Source organism: Brasilonema angustatum (genome assembly GCF_059505445.1).
Window position 1 is genome coordinate 118,589 of sequence record NZ_JCACKO010000137.1, and the last position, 19,941, is coordinate 138,529.

Below are 19,941 nucleotides of genomic sequence, written 5' to 3' on the forward strand. Positions count from 1 at the left end.
AAAATAATTTTTGATTTTTGTTTTTTGATTTTATGAGTTTGTCTGATTTTCCCAATCTCTGGGTACCTTTGGCGCTTTTAGGGTTAATTATCATTGCTGCTGTCTTTTTCAGCCGCAGCAGCTAATATCATGTTGCTGGCATACTAAAAAAGTGAAGTTCGCAGGGAAAGTCGGGGAGGAAGGATAACTGTTGGTTTTTGACTAAGTACTAATAACTAATGATCAAAGAAATAACTAATCACTCCTATTGGAGGTTAAAATAAATCCCGATTGTCTCCCAAAATTTTAAAAGCTTCATGATCTCCAGCAACGATTTTCGACCCGGTGTTTCGATAGTATTAGATGGGTCCGTCTGGCGCGTGGTGGAATTCCTCCACGTTAAGCCAGGAAAAGGTTCTGCTTTTGTGCGGACGAAATTGAAAAATGTTCAAAGTGGAAGCGTGGTGGAAAAAACGTTCCGCGCTGGTGAAACAGTTCCACAAGCTAACCTGGAAAAAAGCATAATGCAGCATACCTATAAAGAAGGTGATGAATACGTCTTTATGGATATGGAAACATATGAAGAAGGCAGATTGAGTGCCTCACAGATTGGCGATCGCGTAAAATACCTCAAAGAAGGTATGGAAGCCAATGTTATTCGCTGGGGCGACCAAGTCCTGGAAGTTGAGTTGCCTAACTCCGTAGTATTGGAAATTGTCCAAACAGATCCAGGTGTTAAGGGTGACACTGCTACTGGTGGTTCTAAGCCTGCAACTTTGGAAACGGGAGCAATGGTGATGGTTCCTTTGTTTATTTCTCAAGGAGAACGCATCCGTATAGACACCCGTGACGATAAATACCTTGGCAGGGAGTAACTTTCTTCTCACCTCTAGATGTAAATCCCAATTTTCATCTATAACAGGGATTCCCATCCCTGCCTAACTATACAAATTCATTTCAAAAGATAAAGTCTCTCTACGACCTAATTGCATGAGGTAAGGAAAACTGTGCCATTGGACTTTAATGAAATCCGCCAACTGTTGACAACCATTGCACAAACGGACATTGCAGAAGTCACGCTCAAAAGTGACGATTTTGAACTCACAGTTCGTAAGGCTGTAAGCGTTCCTCCAATGTTGTCAACAGCACCTCAAGCGGGGTTAGGGGCGGTTGGTACACCAAACACACCAGTTCCACCGCCTATCCCCTTAGTGATGTCGCCTCCGACCGTAACGGGAACCTTGCCAAATCGCGGTATTGACAGCAACACTGGGGGCGTACAGTCACCACCGATTGGTTCTTCTGTCATAGAACAGAAGTTTGTCGAAATCCCTTCCCCGATGGTAGGAACGTTTTATCGTTCGCCGAGTCCAGGCGAAGCACCATTTGTGCAAGTCGGCGATCGCATTAGGAGCGGTCAAACTGTATGTATCATAGAAGCCATGAAACTCATGAATGAAATTGAAGCCGAAGTATCCGGACAAGTCATAGAAATTCTCGTACAAAACGGTGAACCAGTGGAATATGGTCAACCTTTGATGCGAATTAACCCAGATTAAGTATTAATCTATATATCGATGCCTAGTTGTTAAATTTTTAATGAGTCCTTACGGGTCTGCCCTGATGAAACAAGCGTTGCCTGTACCGCCAGAAGTCGTGCAACAAGTGGCTGAATACTTCAGCCTCTTGAGTGAACCTATGCGCCTACGGCTGTTGCATTTGCTGCGAGATGAAGAAAAATGCGTGCAAGAATTGGTAGAGGCAACACAGACTTCTCAGGCTAATGTATCAAAACATTTGAAGGTCATGTGGCAAGCCGGAATCCTTAGTCGTCGCAGTGAAGGAACCTGTGCCTATTACCGAGTTGAAGATGAAATGATTTTTGAATTGTGTAACAGGGTTTGCGATCGACTAGCCTCCAGGTTAGAACAGCAAGCCCGTAATTTTCGGATCTTAAATACCAAGTAATTCTTGAGAAAAACGGGCTAGCCCCTTAGGGGGCGCTACGCAAACGCCCCGCTACGCTAACAAAATGCAGAACACAGAACACAAAATAACTCCACGGGCGAGTCCGCGCTTATTCAGTATTAAACTGAACATTTTTGGTGCAAAGGTACTAAACAAAGTGAATAGACTGATGTCTTAGTATTTACTTTATATTTGGAACACTTAAAACAGAAAGTGAGATTATAATCACATAATCAGCTTTCTGTCAATGCTTAATTCAGAGATGTTATTCTAGATGGTTAAGGCAAAGTGATGCAAAATCAAACCCCAATCGGACAAATATCTGTGGAGAAGCATTTCCCTTTAACGACTGTAGGGGCACTTGCTGTTAATCCTCATGGACAAGTCTTAATAGTCAAAACGACCAAGTGGCGAGGCACATGGGGTGTACCGGGAGGTAAAGTGGAATGGGGCGAAACGCTAGAAGCTGCAGTGAAAAGAGAGTTTCGAGAAGAAGTTGGTTTAGAGTTGACTGATGTACGCTTTGGGTTGCTACAAGAAGCAGTTCTAGATTCACAATTTGTGCAGGAAGCCCATTTCATTATGGTGAACTACTACGCGTTCTCGAAGGGCGAAACCATCACACCCAACGAAGAAATTGAGGAATGGGCATGGGTTACTCCCCAAAGGGCAACAGAGTATCCTCTTAATACCTACACCCGCGTATTGATTTTGGATTATCTGCAAAAGCAAATCGATAAACTATATCACAATAAAGTTCAACAATAATGCTAAAAAAAGCCCTCGTAACCGGCTCGTCGGGAGGAATTGGACGGGCGATCGCCCTCAAGCTAGCGAGTCAAGGATTTGATATCGCATTTCACTATAACCGGAGTGGAGAAGCCGCAAGTAAAGCTAGTGAGGAAGCAGCGACTCATGGAGTCAAAGCGATCGCCCTCCAAGCAGATGTGACCAATCCCGATCAAGCTAAGTCCTTGGTAGAACGTGCAGCCAAAGAACTTGGTGGCTTGTCAGTTGTTGTTAATAATGTTGGCAATTTCCTCTACAAACTAACTAGCGAAACATCAGTAGAAGAGTGGCAGGAAGTTCTTGACTCCAATCTTAATGCCACTTTCTACATTACTCAAGCAGCACTTCCCCATCTTAAAGCATCTCATTGGGGACGGATAGTCAATTTCGCTTGCGCCAGCGCCCAGAATCTAGTGGCGCGCCAGAAAGATACAGGTTATATCATCGCTAAAACTGGTATAATCATCTATACCAAATCTTTAGCTCAGGAGCTAATTAAAGACAATATTACTGCTAATGTAGTGTCCCCAGGAGTCGTAGAAAATTCCATTGGTTTGGAAGAAACGATCCCCAAGCTACCGACAAAACGACCGGCAACCTTAGAAGAAATAAGTAATGCTGTTTGTTTTTTTATTAGTCCCGAGGCAGATTACATTACAGGACAAATTTTGGAGGTATCGGGAGGTTGGAAATTGTAGTAGGAAATTAGTTAGTTTCCGCGACACAATACTTTCCAGACAGTAAAAACATTCATAATTCAATGGTTTGACGAAATCTTTGCCTATTTTGGCAAGATAACTACAAATGCTGTAGTCGAAGATCTTAAAAATAAGTTGAAGCTGATTAAAAGGTCTGCTTATGTGTTTAGTACTTTTCAAAAGTACTAAACACATAAGCTTATTGACCTAGTCTTTCAACTTCTAGTTTGGCATAACAGGTACTGGAAAACCCAAAATTCTTCTTCATTACTAACAAAGTTAAAAATGCTTACTCTCGAAGATATCTACAACATTTATGCAAAGCATCAAGATTCATTCAATGCCAAAGTTGAAGAGTTTACAATTGGAAACAAGCACTTTAATTTTAATTCTAGACAAGCAATTTTAGGAGTCGTTAATCTTTCCACTGATTCTTGGTATAAGAATAGCATTTGTTACAGTTCGGAACAAGCGGTTCGTCGTGGAGTAGTGTTAACAGATCAAGGAGCCGATATTGTAGACATTGGTACTGAGTCTACAGCATTAACAGCCGCAAGAGTTGAAGATTTTCAACAAAAAAGTCAACTTCTACCTGTTCTTAAAACTCTCAATCAAAAAGGTGTGTTGACTTCAATTGAAACCTACTACACGGAAGTAGCTAGAGAATGTTTACGGGCAGGCGCAAATGTCATCAACTTAACTGGAGGTGAGAACAGTCAAGACATTTATCGGGCGGTTTCTGAGTTCGACGCAGGAATTATTATCTGTTATCTTCAGGGAAAAAATGTTAGAGAGGTTGGTGAGTTTACGTTTACTGAAGATCCAATAGATTTAGTATATGATTATTTTGCCAAAGAGATAGAAACAGCCACTAAACTAGGTGTAAGAAAAATATTTATTGACCCAGGAATGGGTTTTGGATATCAAAATTTTTACTACAAACACAAGTCGCAGCGAATTCGATATCAAATCCAAACTCTTTTAAATTCTTTTAGGCTGAGAAAGTTGGGGTTCCCAGTTTGCAATATAGTTCCTACTGCACTGGAATGTTTTGGAGAAGAATTCAGAAGTTCTCAGGCTTTTACGGCAGTTTTAGCAATATTGGGAAAAAGCGATCTCCTCAGAACTCATGAAGTTGCTAAAGTTAAAGGAGTTTTAGATACTCTCAGTTTATTTTAATGTTTATATCTTTCTTTGATGGTAAGTTATTAGGAGCTTCCCTAACCAGCGAATATGTCAAATTTTATGGCGATTGGAAATCAAGATCGATATAAGAGTGCAGTTAACCACTACTTATCCCCCAAAAGGAAAGATAGCGTCAAAAGCGAATGGGAGGAACTGTTTTCATGCACAGTGATTGGTCAGGCTATCCAAAAACTAGAACAGACATACTCTCCTAAATCATTACGGATTATGGATTTTGGATGTGGAATAGGTGGAGGATTGGTTTTAGTTCAAAATGCTTTGGATTATGTCGGACTTCACGGTAAAGATATCTACTATTTCGGTTTGGATAACAGCTTGGAAATGGTTAAAGTAGCTGAAAAAAAATGGGAAGACACTCCCAATGTCAATTTTCAAGTAACTGATTTTAGGTTCAACATTCCAGACCAACCAACAGAAATTTATTTATCTTGTGGTGTCCCCTATTCCCATCTCACAAAAGAAGAAACCCGACATACTTTAGAAAATATATTTAGGGTGATTAAAAAAAATCAAACCCAATCTCTAGTGGTTATTGATGTTTTAGGACAATACTCAATAGAATGGGTATCACAGTGGAATCACAGTCGTTGGCCTTATCGAATGAGCTTTTTAGCAGAAGGGCAAGAGCAAGAATCCATGATGATGACTTGCTACTACAGTCCTGAACTGAAGCAAATGATCCATGAAGCTGCCGAACAGGAGAATTGTAAAATTTCTGACCTGGAGTTTTTTGATCGATCAATTATGGTCGGACGTCATACATCAACCCGAGAATATAATCCTGTTATCCCCCCCTATCGTGAAGTGATTAACTCCTTGTACAAATCTGAGGACATAACAGATTTTCAAGAATTACTGTTTCGGTGTGAATTGCCTCTTGCACCATCTCCTGTGAAGGAGTTCTTCGAGAAATTTTCTCAAATGTGGAATCAGTTGGTTCTGGAAGCGGCGGAATTTTGTGGGGAACATCTTAATATTCAAGATAACATTTCATTGCCAGAACAAGCGGCAGAATTGAAACAAGAATTATCACGGCTTCAAGAAAGTAACTTTGATCATGGCAATTTTCGTGCCAATTTTGTTGAACCAACTTTAGCCAAGTATTTGTGTCGGTTGGAATCAAGCGCACAACCCGGTCTGGGAGTAGGTCATACTCTGATTGCTATACTTTCTGTAAATGGAAAAGACTGATCAAATGTGAGAATTTTTATCTAAGGTTAATAGACTCGTCCGACATATAAACTCTGCACAACAAAGTAGTAGAAGAGGAAAGAAAAATCCACTACTTAGAAAGAAAAATAAGCATTGTGCTTTGTTATATCCACAAACATTCACTAGGAATAAAACAAATTCAAGCTTATAAAAAAAGATGCTCGCGTGTGTGGCGGCTGCTTTGTACTATCGCTTTTTCTACTAGTAGTTCTATCTTTTTCTACTTTGAACTATCAGTAACGATGTAGATATCTGATTGCTATAGGACTCCTATTTGATTTTTGAAAAAAACTCCGTACACCTTTATTGCTTCTTCCCTGTTAAGCCTTCCCTGTTCTCTGCCCTGACGAGTTAGTATGGCTCCGCCACGCAAGCTAACAGAAATCAAACCGGATTCCTATATATTAACTGAATGTCTGCAAGACTTAGTTTTAAAGCCTTGCATAAACTTTGTTTGCAGTTTTCGGAGGCGTCTAAGTGTCAAACGAACGGTGTGACAATCTTTAGATTCAACAAAGTTATCTTTCTGTGAAAAATTATGAAGATACTGGATCGATATTTTGACGGTGTGATCTTTGACATGGATGACTTAATACTTGATAATGGCTCTTGGTATAAGCATGCATATCAATATGCAGCTAGCCAATTGGGCTATTTTATCAATGATGAATGTTATGCTCAACTGTTAGGAATTCCTCATGCTGAATGCGATAAAATATTGAGTAAAACTTTTGGAGAAAAGTTCTCAGTCGAGATTTTTAATCAACTTTTACAACAGCAATATCAGGAAACGCTAAAGAAAAAAGGCGTAAAGTTTAGAGATGGATTTGAAGCTTTGTTCTCTTATTTGGAAAAACAGGGGGTTTCTATAGGTTTGGCAACCAGTTCAACTTGGGAACACGTAAAAATGCATCTCAGTCAAACCCGTTATTTACAAGGCTTTAATGTAATTTGTACCGCCGATCAAATCCAACGGGGAAAACCCGATCCTGAAATTTATACCTTAGCAAGTCGTTGTATGAATCGTCAGCCAAAGAATATAGTAGTATTTGAAGATTCAAATAACGGTATCAGATCTGCTGTTGCTGCTGGATGTATGGCTATTATGGTGCCTAATCAAGCATTACCAGACGAGGACGTAAAGAAAAATGCCTTCCTTGTTTTATCTAGTTTGGCTGATGCTATTGCGTTAATGCATTAGACATTTATAACAATGAGTTTGAAATCCCAATGAAAGGGTGGTTGATTTTTAATTTTTGGAGAAGTCTAATATTGAGTTTGACGAATCTGTGTTGATGATATCTGCTCCAAAAATATTCCCAAGCAATGTACACAGAAGCTAAATTCAGTTTTGAATAACTCCAGAACAATCAACCTTTTGAACGAGTTGGGAGATCGGCATGCCTGAGACGGGTTCTATCCAATCAGGAGCAATTTCGGCTAATGGTATCAAAACAAAGGCTCTTTCTGTCATCCGTGGATGAGGGATTTGCAGATCGGGTGTCTCTAAAATTAAATCATCAAACAAAAGTACATCCAAATCTAGGGTTCTTGGTCCCCAACGTTCTTGACGTACCCTACCAAACTCTTGTTCAATTCTCAGCAGAGTCTCTAACAATTTCTGGGGACTTAACTGGACTTCTAATAGGGCACAGCCATTGAGATAATCTGGTTGTGATGGTCCTATTGGTTTTGTTCTATACCAACTAGAATGTGATATTACCGTAATATCTGGAATTTGATCCAGTTTTTCTAGGGCAGCTTCTAAGATGGCTTGGGAGTTGCCAAGGTTACTCCCGAGAGCGATCGCGCTAAGTGAAAGCTGTGTCATTGCAAGTTTTTCAAAAGTTTAAGACGATAGCACTTATTTTTAGAGTTTAGACTAGTTTTGCTTATCAAACTGCCAAACTCTTATTTACACAGACTTTCCTGATTTTTAGGTATGTTTGGATTCCCAACTCTAAAATGCTTGCTACTTCGCCTTACACCCCTGTGTTTCTTCAAAGGGGTAATTTGTCAAGTATCATATCTTGCCCAACGCTTGCTTGCCCAAGGCTTGATTGATCATCGTCTGAAATAACTCATCTAAAGAAATTCCCACTTTGTTCGCCGTACAGGCAACCACAGCGTTGTGGTCAAAAATACAAAACAACCCGGCTTCTAAGAACCAAGGTTGTCCCTGTGGGTCGATTCGGAAGTCAAATAAACTATAATGGCGACAGCCCAAAGCCAAATGACACTTCTTAACTTCTTGCTGAACCTTTTGGGTGATCGGGTCATTAATATCTACAATCCAACCAGGGACATAATTCTTAGCAGTTGAAGCCAAGTCGCCCTCGATGGGTATCTTGAATTTGTCAGTATAGCTGCGGATGGGTCTGACTTCGGGGTCTATCATATACTCTTCCATAGGTAAACCGATGAGTTCCCCATCTTTGACAATGGCACCGCATCTGACTTCTCGACCGGCTTCAATGAATGTCTCTACGATCACCTCCGAAGCAAATTCAAATGCTTTCTTGAGGGCAGCGTCATACTCACTAGCTTCTTTGACTAAGGACACCCCTAAAGAGTTGTCGGCATTTGCGGGTTTGATGACTGCTGGAGGTGTAATTGTGGGAACGTCTCCTTTGCGGAGCACTTCTCCAGAAGGAACTTTGACCCCTGCTGCTGCGACAATTGCTTTGGTTTTGGCTTTGTGAGCTGTTAATGCCATGATATCCGGAGTATTTCCTATGTAAGGGATCTTAAGCAAGTCAAATAGTGCGCGGTACTCAATCATTCCAGGCAGACAAAACATTTGTGGCAACATAACGTCAATGTTTTGCGCTGTTATAAACTGTATAGCTTCTAACAGAGAAAGCGGTTTGGCGACAGCAATATCTTCAAGACTCAGAGAGGAAGGAAATCGCCACAGACCATCAGGTGTGATGTATGCAATTAAAAATTCGTAGCGCGATGGATTTGCCGTAGCTACCAGACAGCTATGGGCGTAATTGCGTGACAATTCACGGTAAAAATCACTGGATGGAGATCCTGCTACATGAAGGATACGAAGTACTGACATGATTCATCTTCTTAGGTACTGTTATACAGAATATAATAATTTTGACAACAAGCCCTAAGCAGTAAACATTTCAGGTCAAAGCCCTACGGCAGGGTGTAAGAGTCTAAGGGTGTGAAGGGCGTTTGTGCAGCACCAAAGTCTGCCGGGGGGATACTCCCCCCGGCGGACGCCCCGTAGGCTGAGTGTAGGGGCTTATAGGTGTAAGTTTTTACACTTAAACAGAGTTGTAAAAATAATCATACGTTGGATTTTAATATAGGGTGCTTTATTTCCGCGCCCTGTATACTAGTTCTGGTCAGCAAAATGATATAGCAATCCTAAATCATTTATAAACAATTCCTGTTAAGCGTTCCCTGTTTAAGCGTTCCCTGTTAAGAGCCCTCATGGGAGAATTTACAATCTCATTTAGGACTGCTATATTTATTTTTTAACCCAAAAGCCCGTTTCTATCCTGCCTGAACCGAAAAAACAATAGACAAGATTGCAAAAATAATAATTGCTACTGTTGTGGAGAAAGGAGAAAAGTTAAAAGGGAAAGGTTTTTTCATATTCTTTTCCCCTTTGCCTTTGCCCCTTACAGTTGAAGAATTCTTACGAAAATTCATCCCCTGGTTTCAACTGGGGGATGAAACTGTTTACCTAACTTACAGTGAATAATTTTTATCAAAGCTTTCACGTGTCAATGGCTGTTCTAACTCCAGACCTTCGCCGCCTAAAGTTTCTAAAGGTTTGCCGTTTACTTCAATGTAGACTTTGGCATTCTTATCTACAGCCGTAGCGGTGTAGAGAACTTGCCCCACGCGACCCATCATAGAAGAACTACCACCTCCACTTTCAAATTCTTCTGATAAATTGACATGGACACCATCACTTGCTGCCTTAACACCCAGTAGCTTTGTTCCTTGTGGAATTGTGGTAGTTTCGCTGCTTTCTGTTGGTCCAGCTAATAACTGTTGGAAAGCTCCTTCTAAAACTTCGTTAGGCGACTTCCCAAGAGCTTTGACTTGAACTGTTTGGGGAACCAACTTAAACCCACTACCTGTATCTTGCAGCCAAAAAACTTCAGCCTTTTGCTCATCACCCACCTTGTTTGCTGATACTGGAGGTTGACTTAGTGCTGGAACAGGGATTTGTACAGGGGGATTATTAGGAGGAGCAATACGAGCACTATTATTATTATTATTATCTGCGGGTTTGCTGGCAAAAAAAGCTATACCACCACCCACTGCAATAACCGCTGCTGTTATAGCTGCAATAATACCTGGAGAGAAACGGTTAGATCCTTGCTGTTCTTTCATATTGAAAACCTACCTTTAGGCTGAAATAGTATTTGTATGAGGAGAAGCCTGGTTAACGACGATACTTATAAACTAGGGGTTTCCAAAAACCTAGAAGATGGCTCTACTCGCAAAAATGCGGCAATCTCTAACTCTTCTGGTTTCATATTCAATTTTAGGATTCGCACTTGTAGACCGTCACCTTCCAGATTGCTTAAATCCAATCGTTTATTGAGATTGTTCACAACTGTGTTGACAAATTGAGGTGGAACCTGTTCTCCATTGGCTGCCACAATTGGGTTAACTAACTGGATATTCCTGCCACCAACGATACGAAATCCTGATTCCACCCTAATTAACAAGGGCTTATCCAGACTTCTATCCTGTAATTCTACTTGGGCACTCAAGCGGTTGTCGGCTAAAAATTTTACATTTGGATTGGTAAAATGATAGACATAATTCTTCTGCGCTGTGTTTGAAGAACCGCCTGTGTTAATTTTTAGCTTTTGTAACATCACCAGAAATTGAGGTGATTGTATGAGTTTATTGATATCCTGTTGAGTTAACACCAAACGGACACCAGCTTGTAAAGGTCGTTTGAATAATGGTCGTTTTTTTCCCAGACTGCGCGGTTCTAATTCAATTGCATCAGTTTCCAATTCTAAAGCTGCAATCCGAATGTCTTGCCACTTCTTGAGTTGCAAAGAACGCGCTGCAACACGCACCTTTTCTACCTTGCCTTGCAGCAATTGGTGAGTAGCGGCATTGTCAACTCGCACTTGCAATTGTTCTACTTGAGCCAACTGAGAACGGATAGCATTTTCAGCCGTCTGATCAACCACCAGTCCTACCGGAGTCACTAACCCTAACAAGCCAGATACAAGGAGTATGAAGAATTCCATGTTTTCGTTTGTGATAGTGGTATTCAGTTACCAGTTATCAGTTACCAGTTACCAGTTACCAGTTTTCACTGTTCACTGTTCACTGTTCACCGATTGAATCCACTGCTTTAGTGTAGATACAACGTCAGCGATCGCAATTTCTTGTGATTTACGACTTTTTCGTTCCACAACTTCGACTTTGCCATTGGCGATCGCTCGTCCGGTGACAATTCTGTATGGAATGCCAATCAAATCTGCATCTTTGAATTTTACTCCTGCCCGTTCATTACGGTCATCTAGTAAGGTTTCAACTCCTGCTTGATTGAGTTGGGCGTACAGTTTTTCGGCGATCTCCACTTGTTGGGCGTCGTTGATGTTAGGAATTGTAACAATCGCGTGATAAGGTGCGATCGCCACTGGCCAAATAATTCCATCTTTGTCGTAAGATTGCTCTACAGCAGCTTGAGCCAAGCGTGACACACCTACACCAAAACAACCCATCAGTAGAGGTTTTTCTTCACCCTGTTCGTTGGTATAAGTTGCACCCATTGCGATGGAATACTTAGTGCCCAGTTGAAATATGTGACCTACCTCGGTCCCACGAGCACTTTCTAGGGTTTGCTCTGGGTTGTGCTTTGCGCGATCGCCTGATCTTGCTTTACGCACATCTACTATAATTTTTGGTAACTTAAATTGCTCACCCCAATTTGCCCCGACGACGTGGTAGCCAGATTCATTGGCACCCGTGACAAAGTTTTTTAAATCAGCTGCTGTTTTATCGACCAAACGTAAAAAGCCTGGTGCTATATTCTTCACAGATTTAATATAATCATCCGCAACATCAGGAGCAATGTAACCCAAGGGCAAAGGCTTACTAGCCCATTTCCCTTGAGCTTCTGTATCTGGTACTGCAAGTTTAATCACTGTTTTCGCATCGTACTTCGGAGCTAACTTTGTCAATTCATTTTGTAACTTGACATCATTAACTTCTTGGTCACCTCGGATGCTCACCAGCACTAATACTGATGTTCCATTATCAAAAATTGTTTCGTAAAGAACGTTTTTCACAAGTTGGGTGGAGGAACATTTCAAAAATTCACAGACTTTCTCAATTGTTTCCGTCCCTGGTGTTTCTCGTTTTTCGTAATTGGTAAATGCAGAGGGTTGCGCGTCTGGTGGTAAAGAAACTGCTTTTTCTACGTTCGCCGCGTATTGCCCATCTTTAGTGTAGAGGACTTCATCTTCGCCTGCTTCCGCCAGCACCATAAATTCTTGAGAAGCAGAACCACCTATTGCACCAGAATCGGCTTGGACGTCACGAAAAGCCAAGCCAGACCGCCGCAGTATATTACTGTAGGCGATGTGCATATCCTGATATGTTTTTTCTAGACTTTCTTCATCTACGTTGAAGGAGTAAGCATCCTTCATGATGAATTCTCGTCCGCGCATCAAACCAAAACGGGGGCGAATTTCATCACGGAACTTAGTTTGAATTTGGTAGAGCAGCTGTGGTAGCTGACGATAGGAACGAATCATATCACGAGCAATTGTCGTGATGACTTCCTCGTGAGTTGGTCCTAGGGCTTGTTCCTGCTCGCGACGATCTTTGAGGGCGAACATGATACCCTCAGCTTTGGTGTAGGTGTCCCAGCGTCCAGACTCCTTCCACAACTCAGCCGGTTGAAGTTGGGGTAAGAGACATTCTTGTCCGCCAGCGGCGTTCATTTCTTCCCGGACAATTTGGGAGACTTTTTGCAGTACTCGCCACATGAGCGGAAGATAGGCATAGACACCGCTACCGATGCGACGAATGTATCCTGCACGAAGCAAAAGTTTATGACTGGGAATTTCAGCATCTGCTGGATCATCCCTGAGTGTGAGAAATAACATTTGTGACAGTCGCATCGTTTGTCCCCTTTCCAAATTCGATCATCTCTATTTCAGTTACAGTTTAAAATGAAGGCTTGCAGCTTCAGGAGCAAATTACCTTGCCTGATGTCGTTTATCAAGCACAGCCACCCCTAGAATTTATCCCTCCAGCGCTAGACCCCTGGTTTTTACGAGTTTGCCAGTTGTTCCTACCCAGCTTAATACACTGGAGAACGGCAATTAGTCATATTGAAGCAGACAACCCGGAAGTATTGCTGAATCTTTATCGCCAGTTTCAGGATCGCAAAATCCGTTTTTTAATCGCATTTCGTCATCCCAAGGCAGAAGATCCACTTTGTCTGGTGTACTTGCTTTCCCACATTTTGCCAAAGCTAGCACGACACAAGGGTGTAGTGCTACAGCCTCCGATTCACGCTCATTTTATCTACGACCGGGGAATTCCTCTATGGGCTGGTTCTTACATTGGCTGGGTTGCTTCACGCTTGGGTGGGACGCCTATCGTCCGAGGTAAGGCAGATTGGACGGGGTTACGATCAGCGCGTGATTTGTTTGCCAATGGTCAGTTCCCGATGGCGGCTGCACCAGAAGGAGCCACGAATGGTCTTTCAGAAATTGTCAACCCATTGGAACCCGGCATTGCTCAACTCGGCTTTTGGTGTGCTGAAGATTTGCACAAAGACAATCGACATGAGCAGGTTTTTATTGTACCAGTTGGAATTAAATATAGTTACATCTCTGCTCCTTGGGATGCGATCGCCAAACTTTTAACCGAATTGGAAGTGAACAGCGGTGTACCTGTAGACGCACAAAGCCACTCACAACAGAGCACTTTCGACTCTCTCTATCCACGCTTGTTTCGTTTAGGCGAACATTTATTGTCTTTAATGGAAAAGTTTTACACGCGGTTCTATCATCAAAAACTGCCTCTGCAAGAAGAAGCAAAAGATGTCAATGAACTGTTGGCATCTCGTCTGAACGCTTTGTTAAATATTGTGTTACAAGTTGCCGAACAGTATTTTGACTTACAACCCAAAGGAAATTTTAATGATCGCTGTCGTCGCGTAGAACAGGCTGGCTGGAATTATATTTTTCGTGAAGAATTTAAGGATGTCAAAGCACTCTCACCTTTAGAACGCGGTTTAGGCGATCGCATTGCCGAAGAAGCCAATTTGCGGATGTGGCACATGAGGCTGGTGGAAAATTTCGTTGCTGTCACAGGTAAATACGTACGAGAAAAACCCACACCAGAACGCTTTGCGGAGACAACCTTACTGATATGGAATATGGTGACTAAAATCAGAGGCGGTAGCCCTTCACATTACCGAACACTTGGCAAGCAAGAGGTAAAAATAACAGTAGGTGAGCCGATATCTGTTTCTGAACGTTATCCAAATTATCAGGCAAGTCGTCAAGGTGCAAGGCAAGCGGTTGCTGATTTAACGAAGGACTTACAACTGGCGATGGAGGATTTGATAAGGTAGTGTTCCGCTTGTGGCTAATCCTTCACTGTAGAATATACTCTCCCCATGAGTCAACGTACGCCTGGTTTAATTGCAATCATTTGCTACAAGTTTTTTACAGCTATACTATTCCTTCTCAGTGCGATATCGATTTTTTTGACCTTAAAACATCGTCAAGAGTTACAACAGTTTGCTGATTCACTCGAACTTGCTTCTAAGCAAGGAATTATAGCTTGGGGTGTGAACAAAATCTTAAATTTGAACCCAAAAACTCTTCAGTTTGGTGGGGTTGTGACAGCAGTTTACGCAGTCGTAACAATAATTGAAGCTGTAGGACTATGGTTAAAGAAGGCTTGGGCAAGGTGGCTAGTGATAGGTGTGGTAGGAATCAGCATTCCACCCGAAATTTATGAATTGATTAAAGGATTTTCCTTGCTCAAGTTACTTGCCTTTATCATTAACATTGGAATTTTTATCTATCTTCTACGAGAAGTTCCTAACGATAGAAAGGCTCATCAATAGCAATCTAATTTGTACAGTTATTTTGACGCTGACGCCTAGATATTAAGGGAAAAATGGAGAAATTACAAATGCAAAAACAGCCCAACCAATACAAAGCATGCTCGCACATTGGGCTGATTTTGAGTGATGATGAAATTGCCCAGATTGATAAGTTTATCAACCTTTACCTGAACTAAAAGCCAGTCGTTAAAAGTCAGGAACTCATGACTTATGACTCATCACGAGAACCTAAGAAGCTGTTTCCCTAGCTGCCCCGTAACCTAGCTTTTTTGGAGACACTGAAGTCTCGCGACGTCCTGTCCGCAGTTTGGGCTTGGGACTGCCACGTTTTTCTCCTTCTGTGTTGTTGGTGTCGGATGAAGACCAAGAGGAGCGGGGGCGATCAGAAGACAACTCACCACGACGATTTGAGCGCAGTCTGGGTTTGGGAGTTGGCGGTACGAGATCTTCTTCTGTAATGTCTGGTTCTGATTGCAGCCAAGCAGGACGGGTTTGGTCGTAAGCAATTTGCAACGCTGCTGCAGCGATCGCCTGAGCATCGTATTGTTCAATCAGCTCACTTACCATTGGTAAAAATGAAGCTAAACGCTCACCTGCCAATGCTTCTCGCACTTGAGTTTGCAATTTCTCTATCTGCCGCGCTTCAATTTGTGTCCGTGTAGGAATCGACAGCACTTGCCAAGTCTGCCGATTATGGCGTTCAAACACTTGCTGCTTGCGTCGTTCAAAAGGCTGCACCAGAGAAATGGCTGTACCTTCTTTACCAGCTCGACCAGTACGACCAATCCGGTGAACATAGGTTTCTACGCTATCGGGTAAGTCAAAGTTAATCACGTGAGACAACTGGTCAACGTCTAAACCTCGTGCTGCAATATCCGTTGCAACGACCCACCGTACTTGACGATTGCGGAACCGTATCAATAACCGTTCCCGCGCTTGCTGCGACAAATCACCGTGATATTCATCCACACTATGACCAGCTGCTTGCAGTTGATTGGTGAGTTCTGCTGCTGTACGTCTAGTGCGAACAAATATTAAAGCCGATTCTGGGTCTTCCATTTCGAGAATTGGCTGTAATGCTTTGGCTTTTGTCCAGTGGCGGGGTACAACATAAGCCACCTGATTAATTTTGTTAGGAGCGGCTTTTGGCTGCTCAACAGTTACTGTGACCGGCGAACGTAAGAACTTGTTGACTAATTGACGAATTGAGGGAGGCATTGTTGCCGAGAATAGAGCTGTCTGGCGGTCTTTGGGGGCTTGAGAGAGAATTTTCTCTACATCGTCGATAAAGCCCATGCTTAGCATTTCATCAGCTTCATCCAACACAAACCATTTCACCCGATCCAGCTTCAAACTGCCTCGATCAAGCAAGTCTATCACTCGCCCTGGCGTACCTACTACCATATGAACGCCGCGTTTGAGTTGTAACATTTGACGATCTATCGATTGACCACCGTAGATTGCTAAAACCCGCAAATCTTGGTTTGCAATAAATTGATTGATCGCATCGTGAACTTGAATAGCTAACTCACGAGTTGGTGTTAGAACCAAAGCTTGGACAGCTTTTTGAGTCACATCCACCTGATCTATAATTGGCAGGGAAAATGCTGCTGTTTTTCCTGTTCCAGTTTGTGATTGACCTACGACATCACGACCTGATAACAGGTGTGGAATTGCTTGCGCTTGGATGTTTGTTGGTGCGCTAAAGCCTAGTTTTTCTAATAGCTGAGCAGACTCTTGTGAAATTCCTAAATCTAAAAACGAAAGATTCATTAACTCTCCTATATGTTCATTTGGTTTTTTGATGAGTCATTTGTGATGTCTCAAAAGACAAATAACTCCTAGCGTATGCCTATGACAAGTCTTTTGACGTTTAAAGTCGCGTACACTTTGTGATGAGCGACACTCGCCAGATAGTTGAAAACTTTCCTTGGCAACGGCTGGCTCACAAATGACAACTTAGTTGGTGACAACGTGACCATAAAGGTCGTAAGCATCAGCTTTTTGGATAGCTACTGGTACGATGGTTCCTAACCGTGCTTCTCCATGAACAAATACCTGCCCGTCTACTTCTGGGGAAAACCTGCCAGAACGACCAACTAACTGTCCTGTTACAGGATTTTCTTGTTCAATCAGAACATCAACGACTTTGCCAATTTCAAGTTGATTTTTCTTTAAAGAAATCGGCTGTTGGAGTTCCATGATTACGTTCCGCCGCTCATCCATGACGAATTGAGGCAGCTGATTTGGTAGGTTGTAGGCAGGTGTTCCTTCTTCTTTTGAAAAGGTAAACACACCCACATGGTCAAATTCATGACGCTGGATGAACTGCGACAGATGCTCAAAATGTTCCTGTGTTTCTCCTGGAAAACCGACAATCAACGTCGTTCGCAGCACAGCTTTTGGTAATGTCTCTTTTATGCGTTCGATAATCCCATCGTTCACCCGTCCTTGCCAGGGACGATTCATAGCGCGGAGAATGTCTGGATGGGAATGCTGCAAGGGCAAATCCAGGTAAGGTAAGACGTTAGATGTCTCACCAATTGCTGTTATCACATCTGGGGTAAGTCCGGTTGGATAGGCATAGTGTATACGAATCCACGGCACATTGACTTTCCCCAAAGCACGAAGTAATTCAGCTAATTTCGGCTTGCCATAAATATCAATACCGTAATTGGTGGTAATTTGGGAAATCAAAATGATTTCTTGTACACCTTGACTTGCTAGCTGCTCTGCTTCGGTAACGATTGATTCTATGGTACGCGATCGCTGGTTTCCCCGCAGGTGGGGGATAATGCAAAAAGCACATCGGTAATCACAACCTTCAGCAACCCGCAGGTAAGCCACTCCTTCTGTTGTGGTGCGATAACGGGGTGTGGTCTCATCAGCAATGTAGGTTGGCTGTGAACTAACGAGCTTAACCCGCTTACCTTGTTCTACTTGCTGAATAACATCCACTATTTTGTGATAATCCCCGCTTCCCACCACTGCTACTGCCTCAGGCAACTCTTCCAACAACTGTTCTTGGAAGTGCTGCGCCATACAGCCTGTGATAACTATTTTTTTATCTGCCTCTGCCAGTTCTACTAAAGTTCTAACAGATTCTTCTCTTGCCGCTTCAATAAAACTACATGTATTAACTATAACATATTCTGCTAACTCTTCATTAGAATCTACGCCGTACCCTGCTTCTACTAGCAGTCCGAGCATATGTTCTGTATCTACTCTATTTTTCTCACAGCCTAAGTGAGAAATTGCAATTGTTGGCTTGTCACCCATATTCACAAAAATCTTTAGGTTTTTTCATGTACTTCAATGGTTTAAGGGCTAGTTTTTTGCTTCAAACATCATGAGGTTGGTAAAAACCTCCTAATTTTGCTATGACTTTCTAGTTATATACAGCCTCAGACAGCTATGACCATGATCAAGATAGAGTTCATGCTATGATAGCTCTATTAATCTGTTGGTCAAGAGAAAATAAGCAACAGTTTGATAAGTTTGACACTAGTCGTTAATCTTTGTTTATAAATTGCCTGTTGGTATTTTACATTACCGTTACGTGTGTGTTGTTAATTTACCTCTTGGGAAGCCACTCTCGATTTAGAAATTGGTCAGGTTAATGATTGCAATTGTTCACCTCCCCAGAACCAACTGTGTGTGGCGCTTTTTGAGAAGTCGCTACCCTAAGGAAAATAGCGCGTTAAAACGCCTGCATAACGGTAATGCTATCCCTCCATTCAGCCAATGCCTGAAAGAAGTAATAGGCGAGATGCCTTATCCACGGGAAGCTGCCTCGCGTTTAGTGAGTGGCAAACTCCTCTTGTGTGTCAACATTATCTTAACATATCTTATGGAAAGTTGACTGCCACATTCCATCCTAAGGAGGAGGTAGACGATTCTGGAGCCAAAATCAAATAAAACAGTACTGGCAAGTCGTCGGAAATGCTAGTTGGCTGCAAATAACAAATAGAATTGTTTAACGATTTAGTTGAAACAAATCGTGATAAAAAGCAAACTTAATTAATTAGTAGTGAATTATGAGTCAATAGTCAATAGTCACCAGTGATAATAACAAATGATAAATGACTAAGGACTGATGACTCCGCAAAGCGGGTTAAAGACGTGGACTTATATCAGCTATTTAAAACCCGAACACCAATTATAGGCGTAGTTCACCTACTACCGTTACCTACTTCGCCCCGTTGGGGAGGTAGCCTCAAAGCAGTCGTTGACCGTGCCGAGCAAGAAGCAACAGCCCTGGCAAGTGGAGGGGTTGACGGTATTATTGTAGAAAATTTTTTCGACGCGCCGTTTGCTAAAAACCAGGTCGATCCAGCAGTTGTGAGTTCAATGACTATGTTGGTACAGCGGATACAAAATATGGTAACGCTGCCTGTAGGTATAAATGTTTTACGGAACGACGCTAGAAGTGCAATGGCGATCGCCAGCTGTGTCAGAGCGCAATTTATCCGCGTTAATGTCCTCACAGGTGTCATGGCAACTGACCAGGGTATTATTGAGGGAGAAGCTCATCAACTCCTGCGCTATCGGCGGGAGTTAGGCAGCGATGTCAAAATATTTGCTGATGTGTTGGTCAAGCACGCTCGTCCCTTGAGTGCTGTGAATCTCACCACAGCAGTGCAAGACACCATTGATCGCGGTTTGGCAGATGCGGTAATTATATCTGGCTGGGCAACGGGTCATCCTACAAACCCAGAAGATTTGGAATTGGCGTCTTCTGCTGCTAACGGCACTCCAGTGTTTATTGGTAGTGGAGCAAGTTTAGAAAACATTGCTACACTGATACAGGCGGCAGATGGTGTGATTGTTTCCAGTGCTTTGAAACGCCACGGTCGTCGTGAGCAACCGATAGATCCAAATCGAGTTAGTCAGTTTGTAGAAGCTGCACGTAAAGGTTGGAACTCTAAAGGTGAAACAAAATCAACTTCCGAGCTAAAGCTACACTCGTAACTGAGGAACGGGGAATTGGGA

At 42.3% G+C, this 19,941-nt stretch carries 18 protein-coding genes and 1 pseudogene; 12 read left to right on the forward strand and 7 right to left on the reverse strand.

All coding sequences use genetic code 11. From position 1 onward, the window contains the following. The first annotated feature begins 296 nt into the window (after positions 1–296). From efp to AC5JM2_RS26090, 9 genes and pseudogenes are all read left to right on the forward strand, one after another. On the forward strand, positions 297–854 hold the full coding sequence (gene efp / locus AC5JM2_RS26050; protein ID WP_210613601.1) for an elongation factor P: 558 nt from the start codon (positions 297–299) through the stop codon (positions 852–854). Between the two features lie 132 nt (positions 855–986). Continuing rightward, complete coding sequence (gene accB, locus AC5JM2_RS26055; RefSeq protein WP_495837719.1) at positions 987–1,538, forward strand: acetyl-CoA carboxylase biotin carboxyl carrier protein; 552 nt, start codon at positions 987–989, stop codon at positions 1,536–1,538. 64 nt (positions 1,539–1,602) lie between these two features. Continuing rightward, the gene (locus tag AC5JM2_RS26060; RefSeq protein ID WP_495837752.1) at positions 1,603–1,947 is read left to right on the forward strand and encodes an ArsR/SmtB family transcription factor; all 345 of its coding nucleotides are present in this window, start codon (positions 1,603–1,605) and stop codon (positions 1,945–1,947) included. A gap of 291 nt (positions 1,948–2,238) precedes the next feature. Continuing rightward, positions 2,239–2,715 (forward strand): NUDIX domain-containing protein, encoded by a 477-nt coding sequence (locus AC5JM2_RS26065; protein ID WP_495837720.1) that lies wholly within the window; start codon positions 2,239–2,241, stop codon positions 2,713–2,715. Beyond that, on the forward strand, positions 2,715–3,434 hold the full coding sequence (gene tmpR, locus AC5JM2_RS26070) for a bifunctional dihydropteridine reductase/dihydrofolate reductase TmpR (protein ID WP_495837721.1): 720 nt from the start codon (positions 2,715–2,717) through the stop codon (positions 3,432–3,434). Before AC5JM2_RS26065 ends, tmpR begins: the two co-directional genes overlap by 1 nt. A 39-nt stretch (positions 3,435–3,473) precedes the next feature. Then, positions 3,474–3,623: pseudogene (locus tag AC5JM2_RS26075) on the forward strand (transposase); the annotation flags it as partial. A gap of 96 nt (positions 3,624–3,719) precedes the next feature. After that, a complete protein-coding gene (locus AC5JM2_RS26080; RefSeq protein ID WP_495837722.1) occupies positions 3,720–4,613 on the forward strand; it encodes a dihydropteroate synthase in 894 nt (297 codons plus the stop codon). A gap of 54 nt (positions 4,614–4,667) precedes the next feature. Further along, positions 4,668–5,831, forward strand: coding sequence for a class I SAM-dependent methyltransferase (locus AC5JM2_RS26085; RefSeq protein ID WP_495837723.1), 1,164 nt, complete (start codon positions 4,668–4,670; stop codon positions 5,829–5,831). 559 nt (positions 5,832–6,390) lie between these two features. Next, on the forward strand, positions 6,391–7,053 hold the full coding sequence (locus tag AC5JM2_RS26090; protein ID WP_495837724.1) for an HAD family hydrolase: 663 nt from the start codon (positions 6,391–6,393) through the stop codon (positions 7,051–7,053). 144 nt (positions 7,054–7,197) lie between these two features. Here the strand turns inward: AC5JM2_RS26090 and folK are convergent, their stop codons facing one another. From folK to AC5JM2_RS26115, 5 genes are all read right to left on the reverse strand, one after another. Then, complete coding sequence (gene folK / locus AC5JM2_RS26095) at positions 7,198–7,683, reverse strand: 2-amino-4-hydroxy-6-hydroxymethyldihydropteridine diphosphokinase (RefSeq protein ID WP_495837725.1); 486 nt, start codon at positions 7,681–7,683, stop codon at positions 7,198–7,200. Between the two features lie 192 nt (positions 7,684–7,875). Then, the gene (locus AC5JM2_RS26100) at positions 7,876–8,919 is read right to left on the reverse strand and encodes a D-alanine--D-alanine ligase family protein (RefSeq protein WP_495837726.1); all 1,044 of its coding nucleotides are present in this window, start codon (positions 8,917–8,919) and stop codon (positions 7,876–7,878) included. Between the two features lie 644 nt (positions 8,920–9,563). Beyond that, complete coding sequence (locus AC5JM2_RS26105; protein WP_495837727.1) at positions 9,564–10,217, reverse strand: GerMN domain-containing protein; 654 nt, start codon at positions 10,215–10,217, stop codon at positions 9,564–9,566. Positions 10,218–10,282: 65 nt separating this feature from the next. Continuing rightward, positions 10,283–11,098, reverse strand: a complete 816-nt coding sequence (locus AC5JM2_RS26110) for an LmeA family phospholipid-binding protein (protein WP_495837728.1) — start codon at positions 11,096–11,098, stop codon at positions 10,283–10,285. Between the two features lie 72 nt (positions 11,099–11,170). Further along, positions 11,171–12,982, reverse strand: a complete 1,812-nt coding sequence (locus AC5JM2_RS26115) for a proline--tRNA ligase (protein WP_495837729.1) — start codon at positions 12,980–12,982, stop codon at positions 11,171–11,173. 83 nt (positions 12,983–13,065) lie between these two features. Between AC5JM2_RS26115 and AC5JM2_RS26120 the strand changes: the two genes are divergently transcribed. Both AC5JM2_RS26120 and AC5JM2_RS26125 read left to right on the forward strand, forming a co-directional pair. Continuing rightward, positions 13,066–14,448: a 1-acyl-sn-glycerol-3-phosphate acyltransferase gene (locus AC5JM2_RS26120; protein ID WP_495837753.1), complete on the forward strand. Its 1,383-nt coding sequence runs from the start codon at positions 13,066–13,068 to the stop codon at positions 14,446–14,448. 45 nt (positions 14,449–14,493) lie between these two features. Then, complete coding sequence (locus AC5JM2_RS26125) at positions 14,494–14,949, forward strand: DUF2127 domain-containing protein (protein WP_495837730.1); 456 nt, start codon at positions 14,494–14,496, stop codon at positions 14,947–14,949. 228 nt (positions 14,950–15,177) lie between these two features. On the opposite strand, the gene AC5JM2_RS26130 is transcribed toward AC5JM2_RS26125, so the two are convergent. Both AC5JM2_RS26130 and rimO read right to left on the reverse strand, forming a co-directional pair. Beyond that, positions 15,178–16,722: a DEAD/DEAH box helicase gene (locus AC5JM2_RS26130; RefSeq protein ID WP_495837731.1), complete on the reverse strand. Its 1,545-nt coding sequence runs from the start codon at positions 16,720–16,722 to the stop codon at positions 15,178–15,180. A 186-nt stretch (positions 16,723–16,908) separates the two neighbouring features. Then, positions 16,909–18,228, reverse strand: coding sequence for a 30S ribosomal protein S12 methylthiotransferase RimO (gene rimO / locus AC5JM2_RS26135; protein WP_495837732.1), 1,320 nt, complete (start codon positions 18,226–18,228; stop codon positions 16,909–16,911). A gap of 843 nt (positions 18,229–19,071) precedes the next feature. On the opposite strand from rimO, the gene btpA reads away from it, so the two are divergent. Then, positions 19,072–19,920, forward strand: a complete 849-nt coding sequence (gene btpA, locus AC5JM2_RS26140; RefSeq protein WP_495837733.1) for a photosystem I biogenesis protein BtpA — start codon at positions 19,072–19,074, stop codon at positions 19,918–19,920. Positions 19,921–19,941: the final 21 nt, after the last annotated feature.